23 protein-coding genes and 1 pseudogene are annotated in these 23346 nt (G+C 58.1%); 14 read left to right on the plus strand and 10 right to left on the minus strand.

The genetic code is table 11. The features are described 5' to 3' along the window. Positions 1–318: 318 nt before the first annotated feature. The gene (locus QYL93_RS18150; RefSeq protein WP_305744953.1) at positions 319–903 is read right to left on the minus strand and encodes a YSC84-related protein; all 585 of its coding nucleotides are present in this window, start codon (positions 901–903) and stop codon (positions 319–321) included. A 221-nt stretch (positions 904–1124) separates the two neighbouring features. Here QYL93_RS18150 and QYL93_RS18155 point away from each other — a divergent pair, with 221 nt between their 5' ends. The 3 genes from QYL93_RS18155 to QYL93_RS18165 all read left to right on the plus strand — a co-directional run bounded on the left by QYL93_RS18155 (position 1125) and on the right by QYL93_RS18165 (position 3376). Beyond that, positions 1125–1778 carry a BON domain-containing protein gene (locus tag QYL93_RS18155; protein WP_305744954.1) on the plus strand — a complete coding sequence of 218 codons (654 nt, stop codon included), beginning with the start codon at positions 1125–1127 and terminating at the stop codon, positions 1776–1778. Between the two features lie 120 nt (positions 1779–1898). Continuing rightward, positions 1899–2723: a universal stress protein gene (locus tag QYL93_RS18160; RefSeq protein ID WP_305744955.1), complete on the plus strand. Its 825-nt coding sequence runs from the start codon at positions 1899–1901 to the stop codon at positions 2721–2723. 212 nt (positions 2724–2935) lie between these two features. Continuing rightward, complete coding sequence (locus QYL93_RS18165; protein ID WP_305744956.1) at positions 2936–3376, plus strand: DUF4148 domain-containing protein; 441 nt, start codon at positions 2936–2938, stop codon at positions 3374–3376. 410 nt (positions 3377–3786) lie between these two features. On the opposite strand, the gene QYL93_RS18170 is transcribed toward QYL93_RS18165, so the two are convergent. The 3 genes and pseudogenes from QYL93_RS18170 to QYL93_RS18180 all read right to left on the minus strand — a co-directional run. After that, the gene (locus QYL93_RS18170; RefSeq protein ID WP_305744957.1) at positions 3787–4098 is read right to left on the minus strand and encodes a hypothetical protein; all 312 of its coding nucleotides are present in this window, start codon (positions 4096–4098) and stop codon (positions 3787–3789) included. Next, complete coding sequence (locus QYL93_RS18175; RefSeq protein ID WP_305744958.1) at positions 4079–4720, minus strand: DnaJ C-terminal domain-containing protein; 642 nt, start codon at positions 4718–4720, stop codon at positions 4079–4081. The genes QYL93_RS18170 and QYL93_RS18175 overlap by 20 nt, the downstream gene beginning before the upstream one ends. Positions 4721–4869: 149 nt before the next feature. Beyond that, positions 4870–5049: pseudogene (locus QYL93_RS18180) on the minus strand (DnaJ domain-containing protein); the annotation flags it as partial. 214 nt (positions 5050–5263) lie between these two features. On the opposite strand from QYL93_RS18180, the gene QYL93_RS18185 reads away from it, so the two are divergent. Together QYL93_RS18185 and QYL93_RS18190 are read left to right on the plus strand one after the other, a co-directional pair. Further along, a complete protein-coding gene (locus QYL93_RS18185) occupies positions 5264–6022 on the plus strand; it encodes a Crp/Fnr family transcriptional regulator (RefSeq protein ID WP_305744959.1) in 759 nt (252 codons plus the stop codon). A gap of 207 nt (positions 6023–6229) precedes the next feature. Further along, entirely contained in the window at positions 6230–7213 is a 984-nt protein-coding gene (locus tag QYL93_RS18190) for a zinc-dependent alcohol dehydrogenase family protein (protein ID WP_305744960.1), read from the plus strand. 36 nt (positions 7214–7249) lie between these two features. Here QYL93_RS18190 and QYL93_RS18195 read toward each other — a convergent pair whose 3' ends face one another. The 4 genes from QYL93_RS18195 to QYL93_RS18210 form a co-directional block, all read right to left on the minus strand. Beyond that, positions 7250–7633 carry a TraR/DksA C4-type zinc finger protein gene (locus QYL93_RS18195; protein ID WP_305744961.1) on the minus strand — a complete coding sequence of 128 codons (384 nt, stop codon included), beginning with the start codon at positions 7631–7633 and terminating at the stop codon, positions 7250–7252. A 22-nt stretch (positions 7634–7655) separates the two neighbouring features. Continuing rightward, positions 7656–8405 carry an SDR family NAD(P)-dependent oxidoreductase gene (locus tag QYL93_RS18200; protein WP_305744962.1) on the minus strand — a complete coding sequence of 250 codons (750 nt, stop codon included), beginning with the start codon at positions 8403–8405 and terminating at the stop codon, positions 7656–7658. 46 nt (positions 8406–8451) lie between these two features. Beyond that, entirely contained in the window at positions 8452–9105 is a 654-nt protein-coding gene (locus tag QYL93_RS18205) for a BON domain-containing protein (protein ID WP_305744963.1), read from the minus strand. A 613-nt stretch (positions 9106–9718) separates the two neighbouring features. Continuing rightward, a complete protein-coding gene (locus QYL93_RS18210) occupies positions 9719–10018 on the minus strand; it encodes an antitoxin Xre/MbcA/ParS toxin-binding domain-containing protein (RefSeq protein WP_305744964.1) in 300 nt (99 codons plus the stop codon). Positions 10019–10749: 731 nt separating this feature from the next. Between QYL93_RS18210 and QYL93_RS18215 the strand changes: the two genes are divergently transcribed. The 9 genes from QYL93_RS18215 to pgi all read left to right on the plus strand — a co-directional run bounded on the left by QYL93_RS18215 (position 10750) and on the right by pgi (position 21537). Next, positions 10750–12396, plus strand: a complete 1647-nt coding sequence (locus QYL93_RS18215) for a phosphoethanolamine transferase (RefSeq protein ID WP_305744965.1) — start codon at positions 10750–10752, stop codon at positions 12394–12396. 204 nt (positions 12397–12600) lie between these two features. Next, a complete protein-coding gene (locus tag QYL93_RS18220) occupies positions 12601–13287 on the plus strand; it encodes a PRC-barrel domain-containing protein (RefSeq protein ID WP_305744966.1) in 687 nt (228 codons plus the stop codon). 54 nt (positions 13288–13341) lie between these two features. After that, entirely contained in the window at positions 13342–14142 is an 801-nt protein-coding gene (locus QYL93_RS18225; protein ID WP_305744967.1) for a DUF1269 domain-containing protein, read from the plus strand. Positions 14143–14185: 43 nt separating this feature from the next. Beyond that, the gene (locus QYL93_RS18230) at positions 14186–15712 is read left to right on the plus strand and encodes an efflux transporter outer membrane subunit (RefSeq protein ID WP_305744968.1); all 1527 of its coding nucleotides are present in this window, start codon (positions 14186–14188) and stop codon (positions 15710–15712) included. After that, positions 15709–17067 carry an efflux RND transporter periplasmic adaptor subunit gene (locus QYL93_RS18235; protein ID WP_305744969.1) on the plus strand — a complete coding sequence of 453 codons (1359 nt, stop codon included), beginning with the start codon at positions 15709–15711 and terminating at the stop codon, positions 17065–17067. Before QYL93_RS18230 ends, QYL93_RS18235 begins: the two co-directional genes overlap by 4 nt. After that, positions 17064–17804, plus strand: coding sequence for an ABC transporter ATP-binding protein (locus QYL93_RS18240; RefSeq protein ID WP_305744970.1), 741 nt, complete (start codon positions 17064–17066; stop codon positions 17802–17804). Before QYL93_RS18235 ends, QYL93_RS18240 begins: the two co-directional genes overlap by 4 nt. 13 nt (positions 17805–17817) lie before the next feature. Then, entirely contained in the window at positions 17818–19035 is a 1218-nt protein-coding gene (locus tag QYL93_RS18245; RefSeq protein ID WP_305744971.1) for an ABC transporter permease, read from the plus strand. 95 nt (positions 19036–19130) lie between these two features. Beyond that, the gene (locus QYL93_RS18250) at positions 19131–19823 is read left to right on the plus strand and encodes a VIT family protein (RefSeq protein ID WP_305745108.1); all 693 of its coding nucleotides are present in this window, start codon (positions 19131–19133) and stop codon (positions 19821–19823) included. 22 nt (positions 19824–19845) lie between these two features. After that, a complete protein-coding gene (gene pgi, locus QYL93_RS18255) occupies positions 19846–21537 on the plus strand; it encodes a glucose-6-phosphate isomerase (protein ID WP_305744972.1) in 1692 nt (563 codons plus the stop codon). A 76-nt stretch (positions 21538–21613) separates the two neighbouring features. Here pgi and QYL93_RS18260 read toward each other — a convergent pair whose 3' ends face one another. After that, positions 21614–22216 (minus strand): histidine phosphatase family protein, encoded by a 603-nt coding sequence (locus tag QYL93_RS18260; RefSeq protein WP_305744973.1) that lies wholly within the window; start codon positions 22214–22216, stop codon positions 21614–21616. After that, positions 22213–23316, minus strand: coding sequence for a class I fructose-bisphosphate aldolase (locus QYL93_RS18265; protein WP_370877001.1), 1104 nt, complete (start codon positions 23314–23316; stop codon positions 22213–22215). The genes QYL93_RS18260 and QYL93_RS18265 overlap by 4 nt, the downstream gene beginning before the upstream one ends. Positions 23317–23346: the final 30 nt, after the last annotated feature.

Consider the following 23346-nt stretch of genomic DNA (forward strand, 5'->3'; position numbering starts at 1 on the left):
TGCCCAGCAGGCCCAAAGAGTCGAGAGCAGCATGCACCGATAGCTTTGCGCCAGCAGGCTCCGTGCTCGAACGGCTGCGGCATGCACAACGTCCGGACGATATCGATGCTGCAGTTCTGAAGTCGCTTGAGAAGTCTGCTTGACACCAGGAGGCTGAGGCTACCGGGATGAGCGAAACGGGATCGCCACCTGCTATCCGTGCTCTGCGTACACTCACCGCGGCCCACCGCCAGCGTCCAGTGAGCCACCCAAACCTCTAAGCTTGCCGTGTCTCGTTGCAAGCCGATTCAGCTGCCTTTGAACAATGCGCTGTAGCTCTCACAATCGATTTTCGGAAATCTTCATTCCCTGTACCGAAGCGCCGATCTCCAGGCCAGCATTCGCCAGAACAAAGCCTACTACTGGGGCTCGCATAGTGTTGGTATCAATGCTGCCGTTTGCTCCAACGTTCGCAATCGCCACGGTTGCATCGACACCGGCGATCCAGCCGTTGCTGGCTAGAAACTTGTCAAGTGCTTCCTGGGTCGTGAATAGGTAGAAGATGCCCTTCGATTGAGCGCCCGCCTGCCAGCCGATTGAGCCGGCTGCGATGTTGTAGTACTTTTGCGTACGGCCCTTGATTCGAAGTGCACCATGCCCGAATTCGCCTCCCACCACAAAGCTGCCACCGACCACTGCCGGGAAAACCAACATACCCTTGGATGCTGCGACCATGTCCCGCGCGCCCGGCACCGTGTTGTAGAGCTTTGACAGTTCAGCGTCGATCTGGGCATCGACAGCGGCATGCTTAGAGGTAGCGCTTGCACGATCGCCAATCTGACTCGTCGTACAGCCCAACATGGAGAGGCCACTTACTGCGACGAAAGCGGATAGAGCGTAGGAGCGGATGTGGTTGGCGTACATATGAAATTTTCCTTGAGTGAGACAGAAAGCCCTGGCCAATGAGCAGCGCTACACGCGCAGGCCGACCTCAAGGGTTGCACTATTGCAAAGTGCAGTCTGTTCGTCAGCGCACGTGGTTCAACAATGGTGGATGCACGGCCAGCGCTGCGTTCGTCAACGCACAGACTCGGCACAACGACGGGCGCAGGCTCAAGCCTCCAACAACTACTTGGGTCGCGACCATGAAATCAGATAGCCAGATTCAAAAAGACGTCCTTGACGAACTGCTTTGGGAGCCTTCGGTGCACGCAGCTGAAATCGGCGTCGAGGTCCACGAAGGCGTGGTTACCCTCGCAGGGCACGTGAATAGCTATGCCGAAAAGTTCCAAGCGGAGCAAGCCGCCCAGCGTGTTTCTGGTGTCAAGGCGTTGGCCATGGAGATCGATGTCAAACTCGTTGGCTCAAGCAAGCGAACTGATGCCGAGATTGCGGCTTCCGTTGAAAGCGCCTTGCAGTGGACAAATTTTGTGTCAAAGGACAGCGTCAAGGTGATGGTTGAGAAAGGGCTGGTTACCTTGTCTGGCGATGTAGATTGGGACTATCAACGGCTGGCCGCAGTCACTGCAATTCGGTTCTTGCGCGGTGTCAAAGGCATCAATGACCAGATCTCCATCAAGCCCAAGGTGGCAGTAGCAGCGGTGAAAGCCGACATCGAAGCGGCTCTCAAGCGTCGTGCGCATACCGACTCGCACGCCATCAGCGTGTCGGTCAAGGGTCAAGCAGTGACCTTGTCGGGGAAGGTCCACAGTTGGTCTGAACGTGACCTGGCTGCGACCTCTGCTTGGGGGACTGCAGGCGTCTACCAAGTGATCAACAACATCGAGCTGATCAGCTGAACAAGGACGCTTCCCTGTACGGCCGCGTACGCGGCTTACTTCGATCCCCGGTAGCAGTGCCGGGAGCCTTGCGCTTGCACACGCTGCAGGCGGCTTTTGAAATCAACGCACGCACACGCTATGACCTATGCCACTTTGATGGTGCACCTGGAAATCGGCCGCTCCAACGAGTCTCTGCTGAATATTTCTGCTGTATTGGCTGATCGTTTCAAGGCTGCGGTAGTTGGCATTGCTGTTGGCCAGCAACTGCAGCCGGCGTATGTCGACGGCTATGCCGCCGGGGACATGTTTGCGCTGGACCTCGATGACATCAACAAGAACATCTCTGAGGCCGAAGATGAGTTTCGTAAGGCGTTGGCTTCTGCATCCACCAGATTGGAATGGCGATCTTCAGTTCAGATGGGGCCACAGGCTGAGCATATCGCGACTGAGGCTCGCAGTGCCGATATCGTCCTCACGGGCGCCAGGGGACCTGACCTCTTTGGCACCTCACGGATGGCGAGCTGCGCTGAAATCGTGATGCGCGCCGGGCGTCCGGTATTAGTCGTGCCTGACGCGGTCAATGTTCCCAGATTGGACTGGATCGTTGTTGGCTGGAAGGATACGCGTGAGGCTCGGCGCGCTGTATCAGATGCGCTTCCATTTTTGAGCAAGGCGGCTCATGTGACTGTCGTCGAGTTTGCAATGCCTGACGATATGGATTCAGCACGTTCCCGTGTCGACGATGTGTGCGCTTGGTTGGCGCATCACGGTATCAGTGCCGAAGCGGTGGTGCAATCCGCCGGGGATGGTGACAACCTTCTGGATACGTTCGCTGAACGTCGTGGAGCTGATCTGATAGTCGCGGGGGCCTACGGACACACACGCTTGGGGGAATGGCTGTTTGGCGGATACACCAAGGATCTGGTGCGGCGTGCTAGGCGGTGCGTGTTGCTTTCGCATTGACAAGGGCGTTTGCAGGATTCTTCTCGGACTAGCTGCAGCTTCCAAGCGCGAATTTTTACGGTATTCCAAACGTCGTTTTTTCGTCCTGTATGTGGGCCGTCTGCCGCTGTGTGCGCCAGCAGACTGACTAGTTTAAAGACGCGCTGTCTACTGCAATCAACCACACGGCGGTGGACTAGTTGCACAAATCCTTCCCATCTCTCGGAGAAACCATGAACCGTATTCACTACCCAAGCTTGCTCATCGCATTGGCTATTGCTTCAACTATCGGTGCTGCTCAAGCTCAAAGCTCAACTGGAGCGAGCCCTGGCGGCGCCGCCACGAGGACTCAAGTCAGAATGGAGACCAAAGAGTTCTTGAAGACACATCGCTGGGATGAGATCACCGAAACGTGGATGCTCAAGAATGGAGTGGAACCTCCAGTGGGCGTCATTCCGCGTGCCGTATTCAGGTCGCAGCGTGATGATTTCCTGCGCAAGAATAGCTGGAACGACATGAACTCTACCTGGGTGCCTCGCGACCCCGTGCCAGCAACGCTGAGCAATTTGACCCGTGCGCAGCAGCAGGCTGATACCTTGGCCTTCATGCGCACACACAGTTGGGATGAGGAGGGGGGCGAGTGGGTCGTGAATCCATCACGCCAGATGAAATAGACCCGAACGCTGGAAGACTTGGCGGCAAATGAGCGAGGCGCGTTGGCGCACATCTGGTGAAGGTATCCTCGTTTGCTTCCCAACCGCTAAGCTGCATCGCAGCAATGCGTCACCGCAAAAAAGCGGACTTGGGCAATTGGCAATCCCGGTGCGCCCAGTCAACAGTAGAGCCAATTTGAGCTGCGTCGCCTACTTGCCGTGCTGGTCGCAAGTTCCTCCTTGTTACTTCCCCCATATCCACTTTGTGCACCCTGTACCGTCACTGCTTGGCGACCGCGGCATCTGGACGACCTGCTACCAACGCCTCAAGGATGGCGCAAATAGCCAATTGGGGCTACTCAGCGCCACCAGCAGGCCAGCTTCAGGCCCAGGGCCCCGCAGCGCCACATCGGTAGGCGCTTGGTGTCCATTCAAAGCTTGCCCAGCGCTTGCGTCTTTACGGTTGGTTCCACTTCAATGCGCTGCACGCCGTCCATCCACAGCAGCACCGTGAACAGGTCCAGGTCATAGGTGACGCGCAGCCTTACCGCTGCCCGCAGCGGGACGAGGCACTGCGCGCTGAAGTGCAGCCCCTCCTGCTCCGAGGCCAGTGGTGCGATGGCTCCATAGTCGACCAGCTCGGCCAACTCCTGCGCGGTCAGCCCGCTTGCTCGGAACAGCTCGGACAGGCTTACGCTTGCGCGCTGGTCCAGCCAGTGCCAGTCATGTGCTTGTGGGGCCATGGGCATGCTCCAGGGTCGTTGCTTCACGGGGGTTGAAATCCGATGCACTTGCCAATTTCTGGAACAGCTCTTGCTCGCTGGCAGAAAGCGTCTTCGGAATGTCCAGGTGCACCACGGCATAGAAGTCTCCGCGCCCGCCATGGCCATTGGCCAGGCCTTGCCCGCGCACCCTGAGCTTGCGGGCGTGGCGGGTGCCCGCAGGCACCGTCAGCAGCATGGGGTTTCCCAGGGTGGGGATCTCCACCTGCGCACCCAGCGCCGCCTCCCAGGGGCTGAGCGCCAGGTGGAAGTACAGGTCCTGCGGCTGCACCTGGAACAGCGGGTGCGGCGCCAGGGCAATGTGCAGGTAGATGTCCCCGTTGGCGCCGCCCTGGTGCCCTTTGCCACCTTGCCCACGCAGGCGCAGCTTCTTGCCATCGCGCACGCCGGCCGGAATGGTCACTTCCAGCGCACGCCCGGCGCCGCCGTCGTCAAGCTCCAGGGTGAGCCTGGCTCCCTGGTGCGCCTGCTCCAGGCTGATGCGGGCCGTGGTGTCGAAATCGCGGCCCGGCACCGGGCCGCGATCACTCTGGCGGCCCGCCCGCCCATGCCCCATGGCCGCCAGCTGGTCGGCCAGGTCCATGTCCGCGAAGGTGGGGCCGTTGCCGCCAGCAGGGCGTTCCCAGGCGGGTGGCGGCTGAAATGCCTCGCCGGGACGTGCTTGCCGATGTTGTCGTAGGTACTGCGCTTTTCCGGATCCTTGAGGGTCACGTCGGCTTCTGCAAGCTCCTTGAATTTCGCCTCTGCATCGGCATCCTTGGTGACATCAGGATGGTACTGGCGGGCCAGCTTGCGGTAGGCCTTCTTGACCTGCTCCGGCGTGGCGTCGCGTGGCACGCCCCAGGTGGCGTAGTAGTCCTTGTATTTCATGTTGTGCGGCGAGCCGTTTTGCTCTGGGGCATTTACGGCCATTCAGTGGCCGCTAGGACTTGCCTATTCGAAGCTCCTCCACGCAAGTAGTCACGCGGTAGCGGAAAGTCATCTAACTATGTCCCGGTATTGAAACTGTCTGTGCGTTCTGCAACATAGGAATTGTGGCTTCAGTGCGCTATGTTCGCCAGCGAACAGATGGTTTTCCATAGGTTGTCTAAGTTAGGACCATCCACTGTGAAATCTTTCCGACCAGATGAAATACTCAAAGCCACAAAAAATCGTTACCGTCAAAATTGATGGGAATATCAATCCAAGAGACAACCATCTTCTTGCGTCATTGCCCGATGCAGAATGGGCACGCTGGCTCCCAATGCTAGAGGGTATCAAGATGCCATTGGGCCTGGTGCTCTATGAGTCGGGAATGAAGCTGAGCCATGTGTACTTTCCCATCACCTCCATCGTCTCGCTGCTGTATGTACTGGAGGACGGAGGCTCCGCGGAGATTGCGGTAGTAGGAAACGAAGGCGTTGTAGGTATCTCCATTTTCATGGGGGGAGAGTCGACCCCCAGTCGGGCAGTGGTACAGAGTGCCGGCTACGGACTTCGGTTGAGAGCAGATGCCACGAGCATCGAATTCAATCGTGCCGGTCCCGTCATGCATCTTCTGCTCCGCTACACCCAGGCATTGATCACGCAGATGTCACAAACGGCTGTCTGCAATCGTCACCACACGCTCGATCAACAACTGTGCAGATGGCTTCTGCTGAGCTTGGACAGGCTGCGGGGAAGCGACCTCATCATGACGCAGGAGCTGATTGCCAATATGCTGGGTGTACGCCGTGAGGGAGTCACTGAGGCTGCGCTAAAGCTGCAGTCAGCCGGGCTGATTCGCTATGCCAGAGGCCACATTAGTGTGATTGACCGCCCGGGATTGGAGCGGCGAACGTGCGAGTGCTACGAGGTCGTAAGAAAGGAATATGACCGTCTGCTGCCGAATATAGAAGCTGTGTAGCTAGTCCAATTGCGACGTCCAGATGCAGCACACGCTCCCAGCAATTGACGGAACTTCCACGACCTCCAATGCGCGAATCGAATCGAATCGTTGCAGTGCTTGCAAGGTCGTTTTGATCGCGCTATTCATGCAGCCATAGGCGACAACCAGCTTGCAGAAGGCGCGCCCCCGCCACGAGGCTTCCAAATTCAGAATTGGGAGAATGTCATGCATGCAATGGTGCTGAAGCAGTTGGGTAGGCCACTGGAGTGGACTGAGTTGCCAGACCGTTGGCCGGGACCAGGTGAAGTTCGTGTCCAAGTAGGTGCCTGCGGCGTCTGTCGAACGGATTTACACGTCGTGGATGGAGAGCTACCGCGTCCGCAGGTGCCCATAATTCCAGGTCATGAAATCATCGGCCGCATTGATGCGATAGGCGTTCACGCTGACGGCTTCACCCTTGGCCAGCGCGTAGGGATCCCCTGGCTTGGACATACCTGCGGTGTGTGCCCATACTGCAGAATGCAGCGTGAGAACCTTTGCGACACCCCGATTTTCACAGGCTACACCCGCGATGGCGGCTTTGCAACTTCGGTCATCGCCGATGCGCGATTCGTGTTCTCCGTCGGTGAGGTGGGCAGTGATGAATCACTTGCCCCTTTGCTTTGTGCAGGGCTGATCGGTTGGCGTTCCCTGAAGATGGCTGGAGATGGGCAGTTGTTGGGTCTTTACGGGTTTGGAGCAGCTGCTCACATTCTGGCGCAAGTGGCGAAATCGGAGGGGCGCAAGGTATTCGCATTCACTCGGCCTGGCGACGGCAAGGCTCAGGAATTTGCGCGAAGCGTGGGTGCCTGCTGGGCTGGTGGTTCAGATGAAGCGCCGCCTCAGCTCCTGGATACTGCGATTGTTTTTGCTCCAGTGGGCGCTCTCATCCCCCCGGCACTGAAGGCAGTGCGCAAGGGCGGCAAAGTGGTGTGCGCGGGCATTCACATGAGCGATATCCCAAGCTTTCCTTACGACCTCCTGTGGAATGAGCGGCAGATACTGTCAGTGGCCAATCTCACTCGACAGGACGGTCTGGATTTCTTGGATCAAGTGCCGAACTTGAATCTGGTCATCAGGACAACCGCTTACCCCCTGCAGCAGGCAAACCAGGCATTGGCTGACCTGCGCTCAGGGAGTTTCGAGGGAGCGGCTGTGTTGGTACCCTGACTGCGTCGCTTGTTGCGCAAGGAGACCGCGCATGCATCAGGCACGCATATCGCGCTCATGGCGGCTCTCACACGCCACGCATCGCAAGGTTTGCGGCTCGACGCTTAGTCGTTGAAATGGGATGGCAGCCAGACAATCAATGCACAGGCCGTAGCCCGCCCCCTGGATGCGTCGGACAGCGTCCTCTATCTCGTCGAGCTCCTTGATGTGCATGTCAAGAATTGCGCTATCAACTTCGTGCATGCCGGACTGCTGAGGGGCGTCATCGGCATCTCCCAGTAGTGTCATTCGCGCTGCCTCGACTTGCGACACACCTTGAAGTTGCAACGCCCGTTGGACCTTCAGCTCTGTCACCCGGGATTGCAGCAAGGTTGCAAGGGATATGCGCTGAGCATGGGAAAGATGCGCGATCGTATTCATGTGCGGTGATCCAAGTTCTGCGCTAGCGGGCGAGATACCCACCATCCACCGGATAGTACGCACCTGTGACGAACGATGCTTTGTCCGACGAAAGCCAGACCACCAGCTCTGCTACCTCTCCGGCGCGACCCAGGCGGCCCATCGGATGTGCGGCGATCAGCATGGCGTTCAGAGTCGGATCTTGCTCAAGTTTGCTGACCATGGGCGTACTGATAAATCCTGGCCCTACGGCGTTGACGCGGATTCCCTTGCTGCTGTACTCGAGCGCAGCCACCTGGGTGATCCCAACCACCCCGTGTTTGGCCGCGGTATATGCTGAATTGGTTGCGAAGCCGACGGCGCCCAGAACCGAGGCCATGTTCACGATCGAACCACCACCCGTTTGGAGCATGGCTGCAATCTGCCGCTGCATGCCGTAGAACACGCCAGAAAGGTTGATGTTGATGACGTGATCCCACCCGTCCAATGGGTAGTCGGCAATAGGAGCGCTAGGGCCGCCGATGCCTGCGTTGTTGCATGCCACATCCAGTCGGCCGTAGGTGGAAAGCACGTGGTCCACCAGTGCTTGGGCGTCTTTGGGCTGGCCGACATTGGCAGCCAGGAAGACAGCCTCACCTTGCTGGGCCCTTACCAGTGCTACTGTTTCTGCACCACCTGAAGGATTGACATCGGAAACGACGACCTTTGCTCCTTCGCGCGCGTAAGCGAGGGCTACGGCGCGCCCGATGCCAGACGAGGCACCAGTGACCAGCGCTACTTTGTTTTTCAGCATATTGCCATCCATTCATTGATCCCGGTGTCCGGGGAGATAAGTTGCATCAGTGCGCCAAAGTCATCTTGTCGACGAGGCTGTTCACGCCGGGAGTGCCCCAGGCTGAGTTGGTCGCAATTTCGCGCTCGGCCCAGCTATTGACGGTGCCGGCCAGTGTGACTTCCGTGCCTTGCAGGACCACCGAAATTTTGCGTGCATCAGCGATGGATGTGCGCGCCAGAGCGGCCTCAATGTCTGACTGAACAGAGCTTGCTGTCTTGGCCGGCTTGATGGCGATCTTGTCGCTGATGCCAGTTACGCCTATGAGGTGGCGAACTGCGTCAGTTGCGGCGCTTTTCTGGTACTGCCAATCGACGCTGCCTGATAGCGTGACCCAGCCACTCTCCACAGTCACTTTGACCGCCCCAGCAGGAACTGACGACGTCCACTCCAATACGTTCCGAACTGATCCTGCGATCTCTGCGTCGGTCCTTTCTCTGGTGCCAGCAAGATGCACCTTCAATTCGGTGGCCATGGCGTGTACACCGGAGACTCGTTGTGCTGCACGCTCGGCGCTCCACTTCTCCGTGAAGGATTCAACTTGGCCTGCCAAGGTAACCACGCCGTCCTTGACCTCCACCCCAATATGGGCAGCGTTGACCGAGGGCTCCCAAGTCAGTTCTGCTCTCACATCCTGCTGTAGTTGGCTGTCTGTCTTCATTGGGGCCTTGCAATTTATTGATAGGCGCTAAGCATGGTTCGGTCAAGGTGTTGTCGTCTGTGCGTTGCCGAACCTCACTCGGTTGTTGGAGTCGAGGCGTCATCGCAAAAATCGTGAAGTGGATCTTCATGTGTTGCTCGAATCGAGCGAAGCGCTGTTCGACAGACGCTCTGCGATCTGACTGCATGCATTTGCGACATGGCTAGAGCCATTTCGGTACTTCAACACCTAGAGGAGAAGTCCTGACGGGCGAGAACTTATGCTGCCTCCAATGCGAGACAGGGTGGCTAGTCCAGAAGAACGAGATAGCCGCAATTTGCCGCATGCGCAATTGCTTCTCTGGCCATCCATGTAGAGTGCTGTCCGAACCTTCCCCAGGTGATGCTCCAGACAGGCCTGGTTGATTGTTCGATCACGCATGGACCAATTGGAATCTCGCGATGCTTGCCATCATTCAGAAGGTACCGCACCGGGGCGGTAATTCTGGCGTTGTGCGTCGTGCTTGTCATGCTTGGATAGTCTCTCGGCTGGCCCTGAAACTCTGGACGACACCGTAACGCTGATTTTCAGCGTCTGTTGGCAGGTGCTCGAGCTTGGAATGACAACTCAACATTCAGCCCACTGCGATGAAGCGGTCGGCCCGCGCGGCGCTGAGTACGTCGGTCAATTCGCTGCTCATTAAGTCTGCCGGCTTGCGTTGCTGGAGCCAGGAATTTGGCGCCGCAAACCATGCAGCACGAGCCCATCCATCGAATCCGTTTCCTAACTCCGCCAAGATCAGACGTACCGAACGCCTGACCGATAAATTATGCAGGTCAAACTGGAACATTGGAATCCAGAGTGTGGACCGCCACTCAAATCCGAACACATCCCCAGCGGCGATCAGGCGGGCGAGTCCAATGAAGTCGCCCACACCGCGCTCCTCCAGAAGACGGGCTACATCCTCGCCTCGTGCTGTTCCTCCCGTGGCCCTGTAGGCCACGAGCAATGAGGTAAATCCGCTGGTGGTTGGGAGTTCTCCGATGGGCTCAATCGCCTCAAAGAAAGCTGCCGGCTTGAAGGCTTGCCGATTGGGAGTTCTTGAGGATCCGTGGCGTAATCTGGGATTCGATCCTGTCAACACATTCTGCATAGTGGGCCTCTGGGGTAGTTGAATGGGCCTGGCAGCATCTCTAACATGCTCGCCAGAACGGCAAGAATGCGCGGATCGAATGCGCCGCGTCTGTGCGCTCTCTAACTCTCGTTCATCGGCAGCTTTTGCGGGGTAGCCCTACTGGCCATCGATTTCATTCCCTAGAACGGTCTACTCAATGCAGTAGCAGTCTTGTTCGTGCTTGAACCACTCCGCGATCAGAAGTGCTCCAGAGGATTGCGAGCTGCCAGCACACACGGTGAGTGGTGAGTGGGAACCCTCCTGGCCGTAGTGTTGCAATTGGCTCTTGTGATTCGGATACTTCAAAGGCTGAGACGTGTTGCCTGTTGTGTACGGCAGCGAACAGACCACTGCCAGCCGCAGAGGTCACATTCTTTGATGCGTTGGCAGAGCTGTCTTCATGGATCCCATAAACCCCTCTCGTTAGTGGTGGACGGCTATGTGCAGTGGCTGTTTGCCATCTTGAGCGGTCCCACAGAAGAGTGCCTGGTGTGATCAAGCGTGCCCGATCTCCGATATGGCTCGTGGCCGTAGGCAGCGTGTGGTTGGCTGTCTCAGGCAGTGGCCCATTGTGGCGTCGTCTGTCTGCACTGGAGCAACTGCAATCTGTTGCAGACTTCCTATTTGCGTTCTCCCTACTGGGATTGATATCGGCTTGCCTGGCATCCGTTCTCAGTCTGTTTGCATGGCGTCAGACCCTCAAGCCGGCGATCACCGTTCTGCTGTGTATCACGGCGCTTGCAAGCCACTTCATGACCAGCTATGGAGTGGTGATCGATACCTCCATGCTGATCAACGTGATGCAGACCGATACGGCCGAGGCCAGCGCATTTTTGGATGGGCATCTGCTTACGCGACTCATGTTGATGGCTGTCGTGCCAGCGATCTTTGTATGGCTTCAGCCCATTGACTACGGAACAATGAGACGCCAACTGTGGAAAAACCCCTTTGTTGCGTTGTGTGCTTTGGTCATTGTGGTCGCAGTGATCCTGTCTGGCTTTCAACGTTTGGCTTCCACGATGCGCAACCACAAGGACTTGCGCTATTTGCTAAACCCGCTGGCCAGCATGTATGGCTTGGCAAGGATGGCAATGGGTCCATTGGAACGCGATGAATCTACGATCGTGCCGATCGCCCTGGATGCAGGCCAGGCCGGCCGCACAAACGAGGGAAATTCCACTCCCATCCGACCGCGTTTGCTTCTTCTGGTGCTTGGCGAGACCGCACGCAGTGCCAATTTCAGCCTGAATGGGTATGAGCGGCCGACAACCACGGCTCTGGAGCAGCAGGGTGTGGTGAGTTTCACCAATGTGTGGTCCTGTGGTACCAGCACAGCGGAGTCACTACCGTGCATGTTCTCGCATCTTTCCCGGCATGAGTTTGGCGTGCGCAAGGTCAACTACGAGAACCTGTTGGATGTATTGCAACGTGCAGGGCTTGCCGTTTTGTGGCTGGACAACCAGTCGGGATGCAAAGGCGTGTGTGATCGTGTGCCCCATGTGTCGACGGGCAAGAGCGTGGACTCAGACCTTTGCAAAGACAATGAATGCCAAGATGGGATCCTGCTTTCAGGGTTGGATGAAAGGTTGGCAGCTCTCGACCCTGCGCGCCGGGCCCGTGGCACGGTGATCGTGATGCACCAGATGGGGAGCCATGGCCCTGCTTACTTCAGACGATCTCCTGAGAAATTCAAAACCTTTCATCCCGAATGCACGACCAGTGCCCTGCAGGTCTGCAGCCGTGACATGGTCTTGAATGCCTACGACAACTCCATCGTATACACCGACCATTTCCTGAGTTCCGCCATCGACTGGCTACGGCACAAGGCGCCGCAGGCGGATGGAGCGATGCTTTACGTTTCCGATCATGGTGAGTCGCTGGGCGAGAGCAATCTTTACCTGCATGGCCTGCCGTACGCCATTGCCCCCGACGTGCAGAAGCACATTCCGTGGGTGACTTGGATGTCAGCGCAGTTCGAAGAATCCTTGGGCATCTCTCTGGAATGCTTGGGCCGGCAGAGACACCTGAGAGTCACCCATGACAACTACTTCCATTCCATCTTGGGACTGATGGACGTAAGTACGAGTGTCTACGAAACTGAACTGGATGCATATGCGTTGTGCAGGAAGAGGCTTTGAGTTAGCGCATATTTTCTAGTTCTTGACTCAAAGGGACATCGCCAGATTAATTTCACTTGTCTTGCGCTGAATCAACTGAATGCACCGCCCCAGCCGTCAGGTGCGCTGTCGAACAGACGGATCCCTTTGAAGTCCGTACAACGCTTGTGAGGATGCACAGATAAGTCATCCGTCATTGACAACCCACTCACAAGGAAATGAATCATGAAAAATAGTCTGTCGCACCAAGCCTTCGCAATCGTTGCGATTTCCAGCGCGCTTTGGATGGCGAGTCCTGCCTTGGCACAAGTCGCAGGCGCAACCACCACAGTCGATGCAACGGTGACCGAGTCGATACAGCTTGCAAGAGGCTGGAGTGTCAAGAAGACACTGTTGGGCAAGACCATCTACAACGATGCCGGAAAAAAGGTAGGGAGAGTCGATGACTTGATCATCTCGCTCGACAGAAACGTTTCTTACGTCATCGTCGGCGCTGGCGGCTTTGTGGGAATTGGACGGCACGACGTAGCGGTTCCTGTGTCCGAAATTCAGGACCAGGCAGGCAAGCTGGTGATGGCTGGAGCGACCAAGGAGTCTGTCAAGTCCATGCCTGAATTCAAGTATGCAACTGACACGACCAAACGTGAGCAGTTCGTGGCAGCTGCTGACAAAGACATCGCAAGGGGCAAGGCAAAGGTTTCGGACCTTGAGAAGAAAGCCGGCGCCGCCACTGTGGATGCCAAGGTCAGGATCGATCAGGAAATTACCTCTCTTCAGGGGGATGTGAAGTCTGCAGAGACCAAGTTGACGGAGATGAAGCAGGCCACCGTGGCCCGGTGGAAGGAGTTCGAGGCTGGTGTCAGCGCTGCGACAGCCCGCCTGCGCAAGTCAATAGATTCGGCCGCTGGCTGATGGCCATCGCTGATTTTGAAGTTGTGGTTTCAAGCTGGTAGAAAGGGATTCGCAATGAACAAGATGTTGGTATCGATTTTCGATAGCGAGATGGCAGCGCAGTCAGGGTTGCGGGCTCTGCGAAAGTTGCACGAGACAGGTGATATCACCCTGTACTCCACCGGGGTGTTGCTCAAGGATGCCAATGGCACCGTCAGTGTGAAAAAGTCCTTGGACCAGGGGGGCATCGGCGCCGGTGTCGGTCTGGCCGTTGGGAGCTTGATCGGCCTTCTGGGCGGTCCAATGGGCGTTGCATTGGGCGCTGTCACCGGCACGGTCGCCGGTGCCATTCGGGACTTCTGGGTTGCAGGAGTTGGCCGCGATTTCATTGAGGAAACTGATCGGTTTCTGGCACCCGGAAAAGTCGCTCTGTTGGCCGAGATCGAAGAAGAATGGGTCATTCCGGTGGACGCAGCGCTTGAAGCCGTTGGCGGGCGGGTGTTCCGGCGAAGCCGCACGGAGATGGTCGAGGAGCAATTCGACCACGACTACACTGCGCTCAAGTCTGAGCTCAATGAACTAGAAGGCGAGGTGACTCGGGCCAGCGGCGCTGCCAAATCGGGATTGCTATCCAGGATCGCCACTACCAACGGCCGCTTGGATGCCTATGTTCAACGCGTGAAGGATCGGGTTGCTTTCCTTGAGCTGGAGGCCAAGGAAAAGGCTATGTCTTTCAAGGAACAGCTGAGCCGATCTAAGGGAGAAGCCACGACAAGGATAGAGGCGCGCGCAAAAATTGTGAAAGCGGCATACCAGAAGCGTGGTGCCAAGCTGTCTCAGGCGTGGGGCCTTGCAAAAGAGGCCCTGACGGTTTGAAAGGGGCATATAGCGGCTTGAATAGAAAAGCACTGAGGTCGCTATGCGTTCAATCACCGCCTCTGATCCAGATGGATACCTGCAAATGAGCGCGCATCGTGTCTCTCGGCTGCGAGATATCCTGTGTGCGTCGCGCCCCGGTGTGCCGATGACCGCATGGACGCTGCTCACTGTGCTCATCTGGCCACTTATCGCCTGCACAACCGTGCAGTCCCTTGAGTCTTCGGATGTGATTCCGGAGATTCCTGGGGCCTGGTCGATTGATGAGCAACAAGGAGCAGGCGCTACGGAAATTGACTATGCCTCGTTGACCGCGTGGTGGCATCGTTTTGATGATCCCCTGCTTGGTGTGCTGGTTGGCTTTGCATTGAAGGAAAATACCAGCATCCAGGGCGCGCAGGCAGCGCTGCGGCAAGCCCAAGCCCTGCGCGAAGCGGCAGCAGCTTCGCTGTGGCCCACAGTGAGCGGCTCTGCATCGGCCCAGCGCGGGGTAGAGGGGGGCCTTAGCACCGGTAGCAGCATCTTTCTAGGCCTGGACGCCAACTGGGCGGTTGACGTCTTTGGAGCCCGGCGTGCGGGCGTGGATGTGCTGGACGCGAATGCCCAGGCAAGCGAGGCTAGCCTAGGCGATATGCAAGTGCAAATCGCTGCCGAAGTAGCGTTGAACTACATCCTTCTGCGAAGCGCTATTGGCCGAAGCTCCATCGCCGGCGAGAACCTCGCAAGCCAGGAAGAAACACTGCAAATCACTCTGTGGCGCCAGCAGGCGGGGTTGACCAGCTCGCTGGAGGCCGAGCAGGCTCGCACCGCCGTGGCGCTAAATAAGGCGCAACTGCCATTGCTTCAAATGAGCATTGTGCAGACGCAGAATGCCCTGGCTGTTTTGACTGGTCGCCCTCCAACTTTCTTACCCGAAATTCTTGACATGCAGGTGTCTGGAGCAGCTGTGCTTAGGGTACGCGATGCGCTGCCGATGAGCATCCCGGCCCAGGTGCTGCGCCAGCGCGCAGATGTGCGTGCTGCCGAGTACCAGGTCGCGGCTGCACTGGCCCGTGTGGGCCAGGCCAGGGCACAGCTCTTGCCGAGTTTCACGATCGGCGGCTCGCTGGGGTTGCGTGCGGCCACCATCGGAGCCTTGACTGGCAGCAGCGCAGGCTTGGGCAGTGTGTTGGCCAGTGTGACGCTCCCAATACTCGATGGAGGAGCCTTGAGAGCGCAGCTGCGAGCGCAGCAGGGGGCATTGGAACAAGCACAGCAGATGTACCGTGCATCCGTACTCGCTGCTTTGAAGGATGTGGAGGATGCTCTGGTTGCCTTGCGTGGTGATCGCCTTCGCCTTGCCAGTCTTCGCATCGCTGCCGAAGCAGCAGGTAACGCCGCATTGCTTGCACGGCAGCGTTACAGCAGTGGCTTGATCGATTTTCAGACCGTTCTTGAAACACAGCGCACGCAGTTCGCAACTCAGGATGGCGCGGCCACGGCCAGCGCTGATGTGAGCCGCGACCATGTGCGTCTTTTCAAAGCGCTCGGAGGCGGCTGGCCTCACATGTTGCAAGAGGATCAGCTATGACCGCGCCGCAAACCCCTGCAGCTGCGCCCATTGAATCGGGCACACCACCGCTAACTGCTGACGGCCCTATGGAAGACGGCGCGCATGACGCTGACTTGACGGAATTGCTCGGGGAGCCAGCCGACCCACACTGGTACAGGAAACCAGCCATTTGGCTTGCCGTCACTGCAGCACTTGTGGCGGCCGGAGGTGTCTGGTGGTGGCTGTCAAATCGTGCAGCTCACGCGGCTCCGAGCTACAACACAGTGCCGGTGGGTCGCGGTGACATCTCTCTCACGGTCACTGCCAACGGCACGGTTCAACCGACGCGGGCTATCACCGTCGGTAGCGAACTCTCTGGCACGGTGCTGAAAGTCAATGTGGATGTCAATGACAGCATCAAAAAGGGGCAGGTTATGGCCGTGCTGGACACTGCCAAATTGCGCGACCAGATCTTGCGCTCGCAGGCAATGCTTGCAGCATCGCGCTCCAAGCTCGCCCAAACCAGTGCGACCATCGATGAAGCCCGCGCTGCGTTGGGACGCCTTGAGGAAGTTGCACGCCTGTCCGGCGGCAAAGTACCTTCCAAGGCAGAAATCGATGCGGGCCGTGCCACGCTGGCACGTGCCGTTGCCGACAATGGCAGTGCTCTCGCAGGCATCAGTGACGCTCAGGCGGCCCTTTCCACCGATCAGATCAATCTGTCAAAGGCATCCATCGCCGCTCCTGCCGACGGAGTGGTACTCACCCGCACGGTAGACCCTGGAAATGCAGTGGCTGCATCACTGCAGGCCGTTACGCTCTTCACCGTGGCCGAGGACCTGGCCAGGTTGCGTCTCTGGGTCTATGTGGACGAGGCGGATGTCAGTGCCGTGACGATTGGGCAGAACGCAACCTTCACGGTCAGTGCTTACCCCAGCCGACCTTTCCCAGCACGCATTACCCGCGTGGGATTTGGATCCACCATCACTGACAACGTGGTCACTTACCTGACCTATCTTGATGTGGACAATCTGGACAGGAGCTTGCGCCCGGGTATGACGGCCACTGCAACCATCATCGCCACTACGCGCAAGGACGTATTGCAGGTGCCAAATGCCGCGTTGCGCTTTGCTCCCGTAGCTGCTTCGGCCGACATGCCTAAAAAGGGCTTCGCATCGGGAATGATACTGGGGCCCCCGAGATCTACGCGCAAATCCGCTGCAGCGGGTGCCAGCACGGCTGGTGCCAAGCAGGTCTTCGTCCTGCGCGATGGTGAGCCGGTCGCTGTAGCAGTCCATGCCGGTATCAGCGATGGGCATATGACTGAGATCACCAGTGGCGAACTCGCGGTTGGCATGGCCGTCATCACCAGCCAGAAAATGGTGGTGAAATGAATGCGCCTTTGATCTCCTTGCGAAACGTCAGCAAGCGCTATGGCCATGGTGCCTCAGAGTTGATGGCACTCAAGGGAATCGATCTGGATATCCATGCAGGCGAGCTTGTTGCAATCATGGGGCCCAGCGGTTCCGGGAAATCCACGGCCATGAACATTCTTGGCTGTCTGGATACCCCGACGGCCGGACAATACCTGTTCAAAGGGTCACATGTAGAGGCACTTTCACGCGATCAGCGCGCGAGGCTGAGAAGGCGATTCCTTGGGTTCGTTTTTCAAGGCTTCAACCTGTTGGCGCGAACATCGGCGCAGGAGAATGTAGAGCTCCCCCTGCTGTACCGCGGCGATTCGGCCCCCGCCCGGCGTGCCGCTGCGGTCAAGGCCCTTGACGCTGTCGGCTTGTCTGGCTGGGGGCATCACACACCCGCTGAGCTTTCTGGCGGCCAGCAGCAGCGCGTGGCCATTGCGCGCGCCATTGTGACCCAGCCGGCGGTCTTGCTGGCCGATGAGCCCACCGGCAATCTCGACACCCAGCGAAGTCACGAGATCATGGGGCTGCTAATGGCATTGAACAATGAGCATGGCATTACGGTGCTCATGGTGACCCATGAGCCCGACATGGCGGCCTACGCAAGGCGCATGGTGCACTTCGTTGACGGTCGAATCGCCAGCGATGAGCCCAACCAGAACCCTACCATCGCCGCACCTGCTGGTCGGCTGGTCGGCGAGACCGTCTGAGAGACGTTAACCGATGCTGTTCTCGGTCTTCATGCTGGCGATACGTTCTGTGCAGCGCAATATGCTGCGCTCATTCCTCACTATCTTGGGGATCGTCATCGGTGTCAGCGCGGTGATCACGATGGTCACATTGGGTCATGGCGCAACGCTCGCCATCGAGACGCAGATCACAAGTCTGGGCACCAACCTGCTGATGATCAGCCCGGGTCAGCGCATTGCCGGTGGCGGTGGAAGCGGCGGCGGCGTGCCACAGTTCACCGAGGCCGATGCTGAGGCCATTGCTTCTCAGATCGGCGGGGTGGCTGCAGTGGCTCCGCAAGGGCGCACAAGCGTGACGGTGGTAGCCAACGGCCGCAACTGGAGCACTGGCGTCACGGGTAGCACCAACGCGTGGTTCGAAACAGGCAATTGGAAGCTCGCTAGTGGGCGCCTGTTCGAAGCCCAGGAGCAGTTGGCGGGTGCTGCTGTATGCGTTATCGGAGAAACGGTGCGCCGGGAATTATTTGGCGGCGCATCGGGACAGTCTGGCCTGGGGCAGCAACTGCGGATCAAGCAGTTTTCCTGCGATGTCGTCGGCATCCTAGTGTCCAAAGGACAGGGTGGGATGGGTGATCAAGATGATGTGGTGGTACTGCCGCTGCATACGCTGCAGCGACGTGTCACTGGCAGCCGAAAGGTGAACTCCCTGTTGGTGTCCATGGAAGAGGGCAGCGACAGCGGGCCGTTGAAGGCCAGTCTGCGACAGTTGCTCAGAGAGCGTCGAAAGCTGTCCGAATCGGACGACGATAATTTCAACATCTTCGATACGCAGCAGCTTGCCGATACCCTCTCCAGCACGATGGGAGTGCTGACGAGTCTGCTTGGTGCAGTCGCTGCGGTGAGCTTGCTGGTGGGTGGGATAGGCATCATGAACATCATGCTGGTAAGCGTGACAGAGCGAACCCGCGAGATTGGTCTGCGGCTGGCCGTGGGGGCACTGGAGCGCGAGGTGCTTCTTCAGTTCCTGATTGAGGCGGTTGTGCTATCGGCGCTGGGTGGTTTGGTGGGGGTGATCATCGCCACAGGTGCGTCTTACGCATTGTCTAGCGTGATGGCCGTACCCTATGTGTTTGATCCAACGATCAACCTGCTGTCCATGGTTTTCTCTGCGGCAATAGGCGTGCTCTTTGGCTATTTCCCGGCCCGACGCGCAGCCCGGATGGACCCGATCGATGCGCTCCGCCATGAGTAGGCCTGGAACAGCTGAAGCAAAGGAAGCCACCCATGAAAAACGTCACATCGACAAAGAATCAAAACTTGCCGCGCAGAAGGGGTTTCAGCACGACGATGGCCCGCCATGCAGAACAGCATCGTAGCGATCGCACAGGTTGGTTGCGCGCCGCAGTTCTCGGTGCAAACGACGGAATTGTTTCAACCGCCAGCCTGGTCTTGGGTGTCGCCGCGGCAGGGGCTGACCATCGTACGGTCCTCCTGACCGGCACTTCCGCGCTGATCGCGGGAGCCATGTCCATGGCTGCTGGAGAGTATGTCTCCGTCCATTCCCAGAAGGATACGGAGACTGCAGACCTGAGCCGCGAGCGCGCCGAACTCAAGCAGGACCCTCTGGGCGAACAAAAGGAGCTGGCAGGCATCTATGTCAAGCGCGGTCTGGATAGTGCGCTAGCGGATCAAGTCGCTCGGGAACTGATGGCCCGCGACGCGTTGGGTGCTCATGCACGGGATGAGCTCGGCTTGTCGGCCGTGACGGCTGCTCGTCCGATACAGGCTGCATTTGCTTCCGCTGCCAGCTTCTCTGTCGGAGCCGCTCTGCCTATCGCGGTGGTCGCCATTTCGTCGCCAGAGCGACTAATGTTGTGGGTATCTCTGTCCACCATCGGCTTTCTAGCCTGCCTTGGAGCCATTTCAGCCCAGCTTGGTGGTGCACCGGTGTGGGCAGGAACCTGGCGAGTTGCTCTTTGGGGCGCCCTGGCGATGGGTGTAACTGCCGGTGCCGGCGCTCTGTTTGGGGTGGTAGGTTGATCTGTCGCCGAGCTCGGCAGGCATGAGCATCCGTCCACCATGCAAGCTGACGTCTCGGCCGTCATGGATTGCCTTGGAAGAACACTGCGCAAGCATTCGGGAGCAGCATCTTCGTTCGCTTTTTTGCGCGGAACCACAACGCGGATCGCAGTACACCGTCGAGGCTGCGGGGCTGTACCTCGACTATTCAAAAAATCGAATCGATAGGCAGACTGTGCCGCTGCTTGCCAGGCTTGCAAGCGATTGCCAACTGCGCGAGAGGACCGATGCCATGTTTCGTGGTGATCTCGTGAACTGCACCGAGAGACGCCCCGCATTGCACACTGCGCTGCGTACTCCTTTGGGTCACCGAATAGTGGTGGATGGCGTGGATGTAGTGCCCGATGTGCATGCGGTACTTGGCCGCATGGCGATCTTCAGTGACCAAGTTCGCAGAGGCGGATGGACCGGTCATACGGGGCGGCCCATACGCAATGTCATCAATATCGGTATCGGGGGATCGGACCTTGGACCTGCCATGGCCCATGAGGCGCTGCGGCATTACAGCGAGCGGGCACTGAGCATTCGCTTTGTCTCCAACGTCGATGGTACGGATCTTGTCGAAGCCCTGCGCGAGATTGATGCTGTAGAAACACTATTTATCATCTGCTCCAAGAGCTTTAATACTTCGGAGACGCTCGCAAACGCGCGCTCTGCCCGGGCCTGGATCGTGCAGCAGTTGGGTGATGAGGCCGCGGTGGCGCGCCACTTCGTCGCGGTCTCGGTGAATGCCGGGGCCGTGACGGAGTTTGGCATCGCAATGCCTCAGATGTTTCCTCTTTGGGATTGGGTAGGCGGCCGTAACTCCATCGCTTCTGCGATCGGCCTTTCTGTCATGGTGGCTATTGGATCGCCGAATTTCTTGCAGATGCTTGCCGGCATGCGGGCAATGGACGTTCACTTCCGGTCAGCACCCATCGAACAAAACATGCCGGCACTTTTGGGAATGCTCGCGATATGGAACACCAACTTCCTGGGTTCAGCTGCCCAGGCGGTGCTACCCTACGAGCAGTATCTGCGGCGCTTTCCTGCCTATCTTCAGCAACTCACAATGGAGAGCAACGGCAAGAATGTAACGACTGAAGGCCTCCCAGTTGGCGTGGCTACCTCGCCTATCATTTGGGGTGAGCCGGGCACCAATGGGCAGCACTCCTTCTTTCAACTGCTGCACCAGGGGACGCACCTGGTGCCATGTGATTTCATTGGCTTTGCCCAGGGTCTGAATTCTCTGGGTCATTCATCAGGGCAAGCCGATGGGCAGCACGATTTTCTCATTGCAAATATGTTTTTGCAGGCGGAAGCCATGGCCTTCGGCAGGACGTTGGAAGAGCTACGTTTCGAAGGCCTGAATGACTGTGCGGCTGCTCATCGCGTCCTGGAAGGAAATCGCTCCAGCAACACGCTGCTTGGAAATGTGCTTACTCCACACTCACTCGGTGTTCTTATTGCGCTGTTCGAACACAGTGTATTTACCCAAGTAGTCTGGGATATCGACTCCTTCGATCAGTGGGGCGTTGAACTGGGAAAGGAGCTTGCGCAAGGCCTGTTCTTGGAGCTGCGCTCGCCATCAGATAGAGATGCGGTGCATGACAGCTCTACGCAGGCGCTGATTCAAAGATACCGGTCCCTGCGCCGTACATGCGCGGAGGCAGCCATTGATTCCGGGCCGAGTTGACCTGAAGTGTGCGGTGATCGAAGCAGCATGGCAAATCGTCTGACTGGCTTTTCGCAAGACGCAAGAGCCAGGGGTTTTACTCAGCGAGCGCGTGCTCGCTCCCACCACAATTCCACAGGGAAATGACACGCCGCTGTGGATGCGCGGGTTCGAATCCGAGAATACTGATCGACGCGGGGGCGAGGGTGAAATGTTGGCCTTCCAGCACCGGCAGGCCTATCCACCTTGCCGCAAGCACACGGCCGAATTGGCCATGTGAGAAGAGTGCCACCTTTCCCTTGAGGTCTTTTAGTCGAGCGATGAGGCGGTCTGCGCGATGACTTACTTGTATTGGCGCCTCTCCACCAGGGCACCCGTCCTCCCAGATGTTCCAGTTTGTGTGCCGATTACAGATTTCTGCAGTGCGCAAGCCCTCGTAGTCCCCGTAGCCCCATTCGGCCAGGTCGGGCTCTGTTCGCGCGGCGGCGCCCAGTCCAGCCAGGTCACAGGTCGCTTTTGCCCGCAGCCGAGGGCTGGTCAGAACCAGTGTGAATTTAAGCTCCTTCAAGCGCTGCGCCAAGCCCAGCGCCATCGATTCGCCGTGCACTGTTAGCGGCAACTCCGTGGCGCCTGTATGTTGGCCACTGACTGACCAGGCGGTTTCGCCATGGCGTATGAAGTAGATCTGAAGGGGGGTCATGCCGACTCTGGCGTTTCGGAATACCGACCTTGTATCGCGAGGCTGTTGCAGCGGGAGCGATGTATCAGCGCCTGTTGCGCCTCTGCTCGATTCGCATCCAATCCTGCCCAAATTTCCAGTGCTGGATGTTGGAGTGCACGCGCGAAGGAAAACGATAGTTGCCAGGGCAGGACTGTGGCGCCTGGTGCCCCGCTTGGCTGACTCGGTGTACCGTAACGAACGTGCATCGCGTTCAGCCGTGTGCTGGCTAGCTTGCCGGACTGGCCTCCGGACAGAAAAGCGATTCCCGCTACGGCGGCCGGTACCGTCCTAAGAAGGCACTGAATCGTTGCATCTGCAACATCATCTGCTTCGTCAGTTGTCGGGGCTTCCAAGCCGGAGAACACCACGTTGGTCTTCAAGACGACCTCTTCCAGCAGCACCCCCTGGGTATTGAGTTGCTCAAACACGTGGCGCAGTAGGGCTTCTGAGACTTGTTGACAGCGCTCCAGATTGTGGAATCCGTCCATGAGTACCTCTGGCTCGATGATGGGTACGAGACCTTCTTCCTGGCAAATGGCAGCATACCTAGCCAAAGCGTGGGCATTGGCTTCCAAGCATGCTCGGGTCGGACTAGCGTCGCCGTGGATCTTGATAGTTGCACGCCATTTGGCAAATCGTGCTCCCTTACCCGTGTAAGAGCGGAGCCGTGCACGCAATCCGTCCAGTCCTTCTGTGACTGTTTCCCCTGGATGCGCCGCCAAGCGGGTGGCGCCTGCGTCCACCTTGATGCCTACAAGGATCCCCGCATCTCGGGCAACCTCGACGAAGGGAGTTCCGTCGGCGGTGGTCTGCCAAATCGTCTCGTCGCAGAGAATCAAGCCGTTGATGTACTGGTTCAAGCCCGGTGTAGTGATTAGCAAATCCCTGTAGGCGCGCCGCATCTCTACCGTGGGAGCTATGCCAGCGCTTTCGAGGCGTTTGTCGCACGTACCGTTGCTCTCGTCTATTGCCAGCAGCCCCTTGTTGGGCGCAACCATCGCATGGGCTGTCTCGATCAACCTATTTCCTCTCTCCGTGCCTCCCACGTCGCTGCCCAACCGACTCAAGTTATTCGACATTCGCATGTTTGGGCCTATTCAGGTGGTTTG

This window comes from Acidovorax sp. A1169, from assembly GCF_030704685.1.
In the GTDB taxonomy this organism is placed as follows: Bacteria; Pseudomonadota; Gammaproteobacteria; order Burkholderiales; family Burkholderiaceae_C; genus Acidovorax.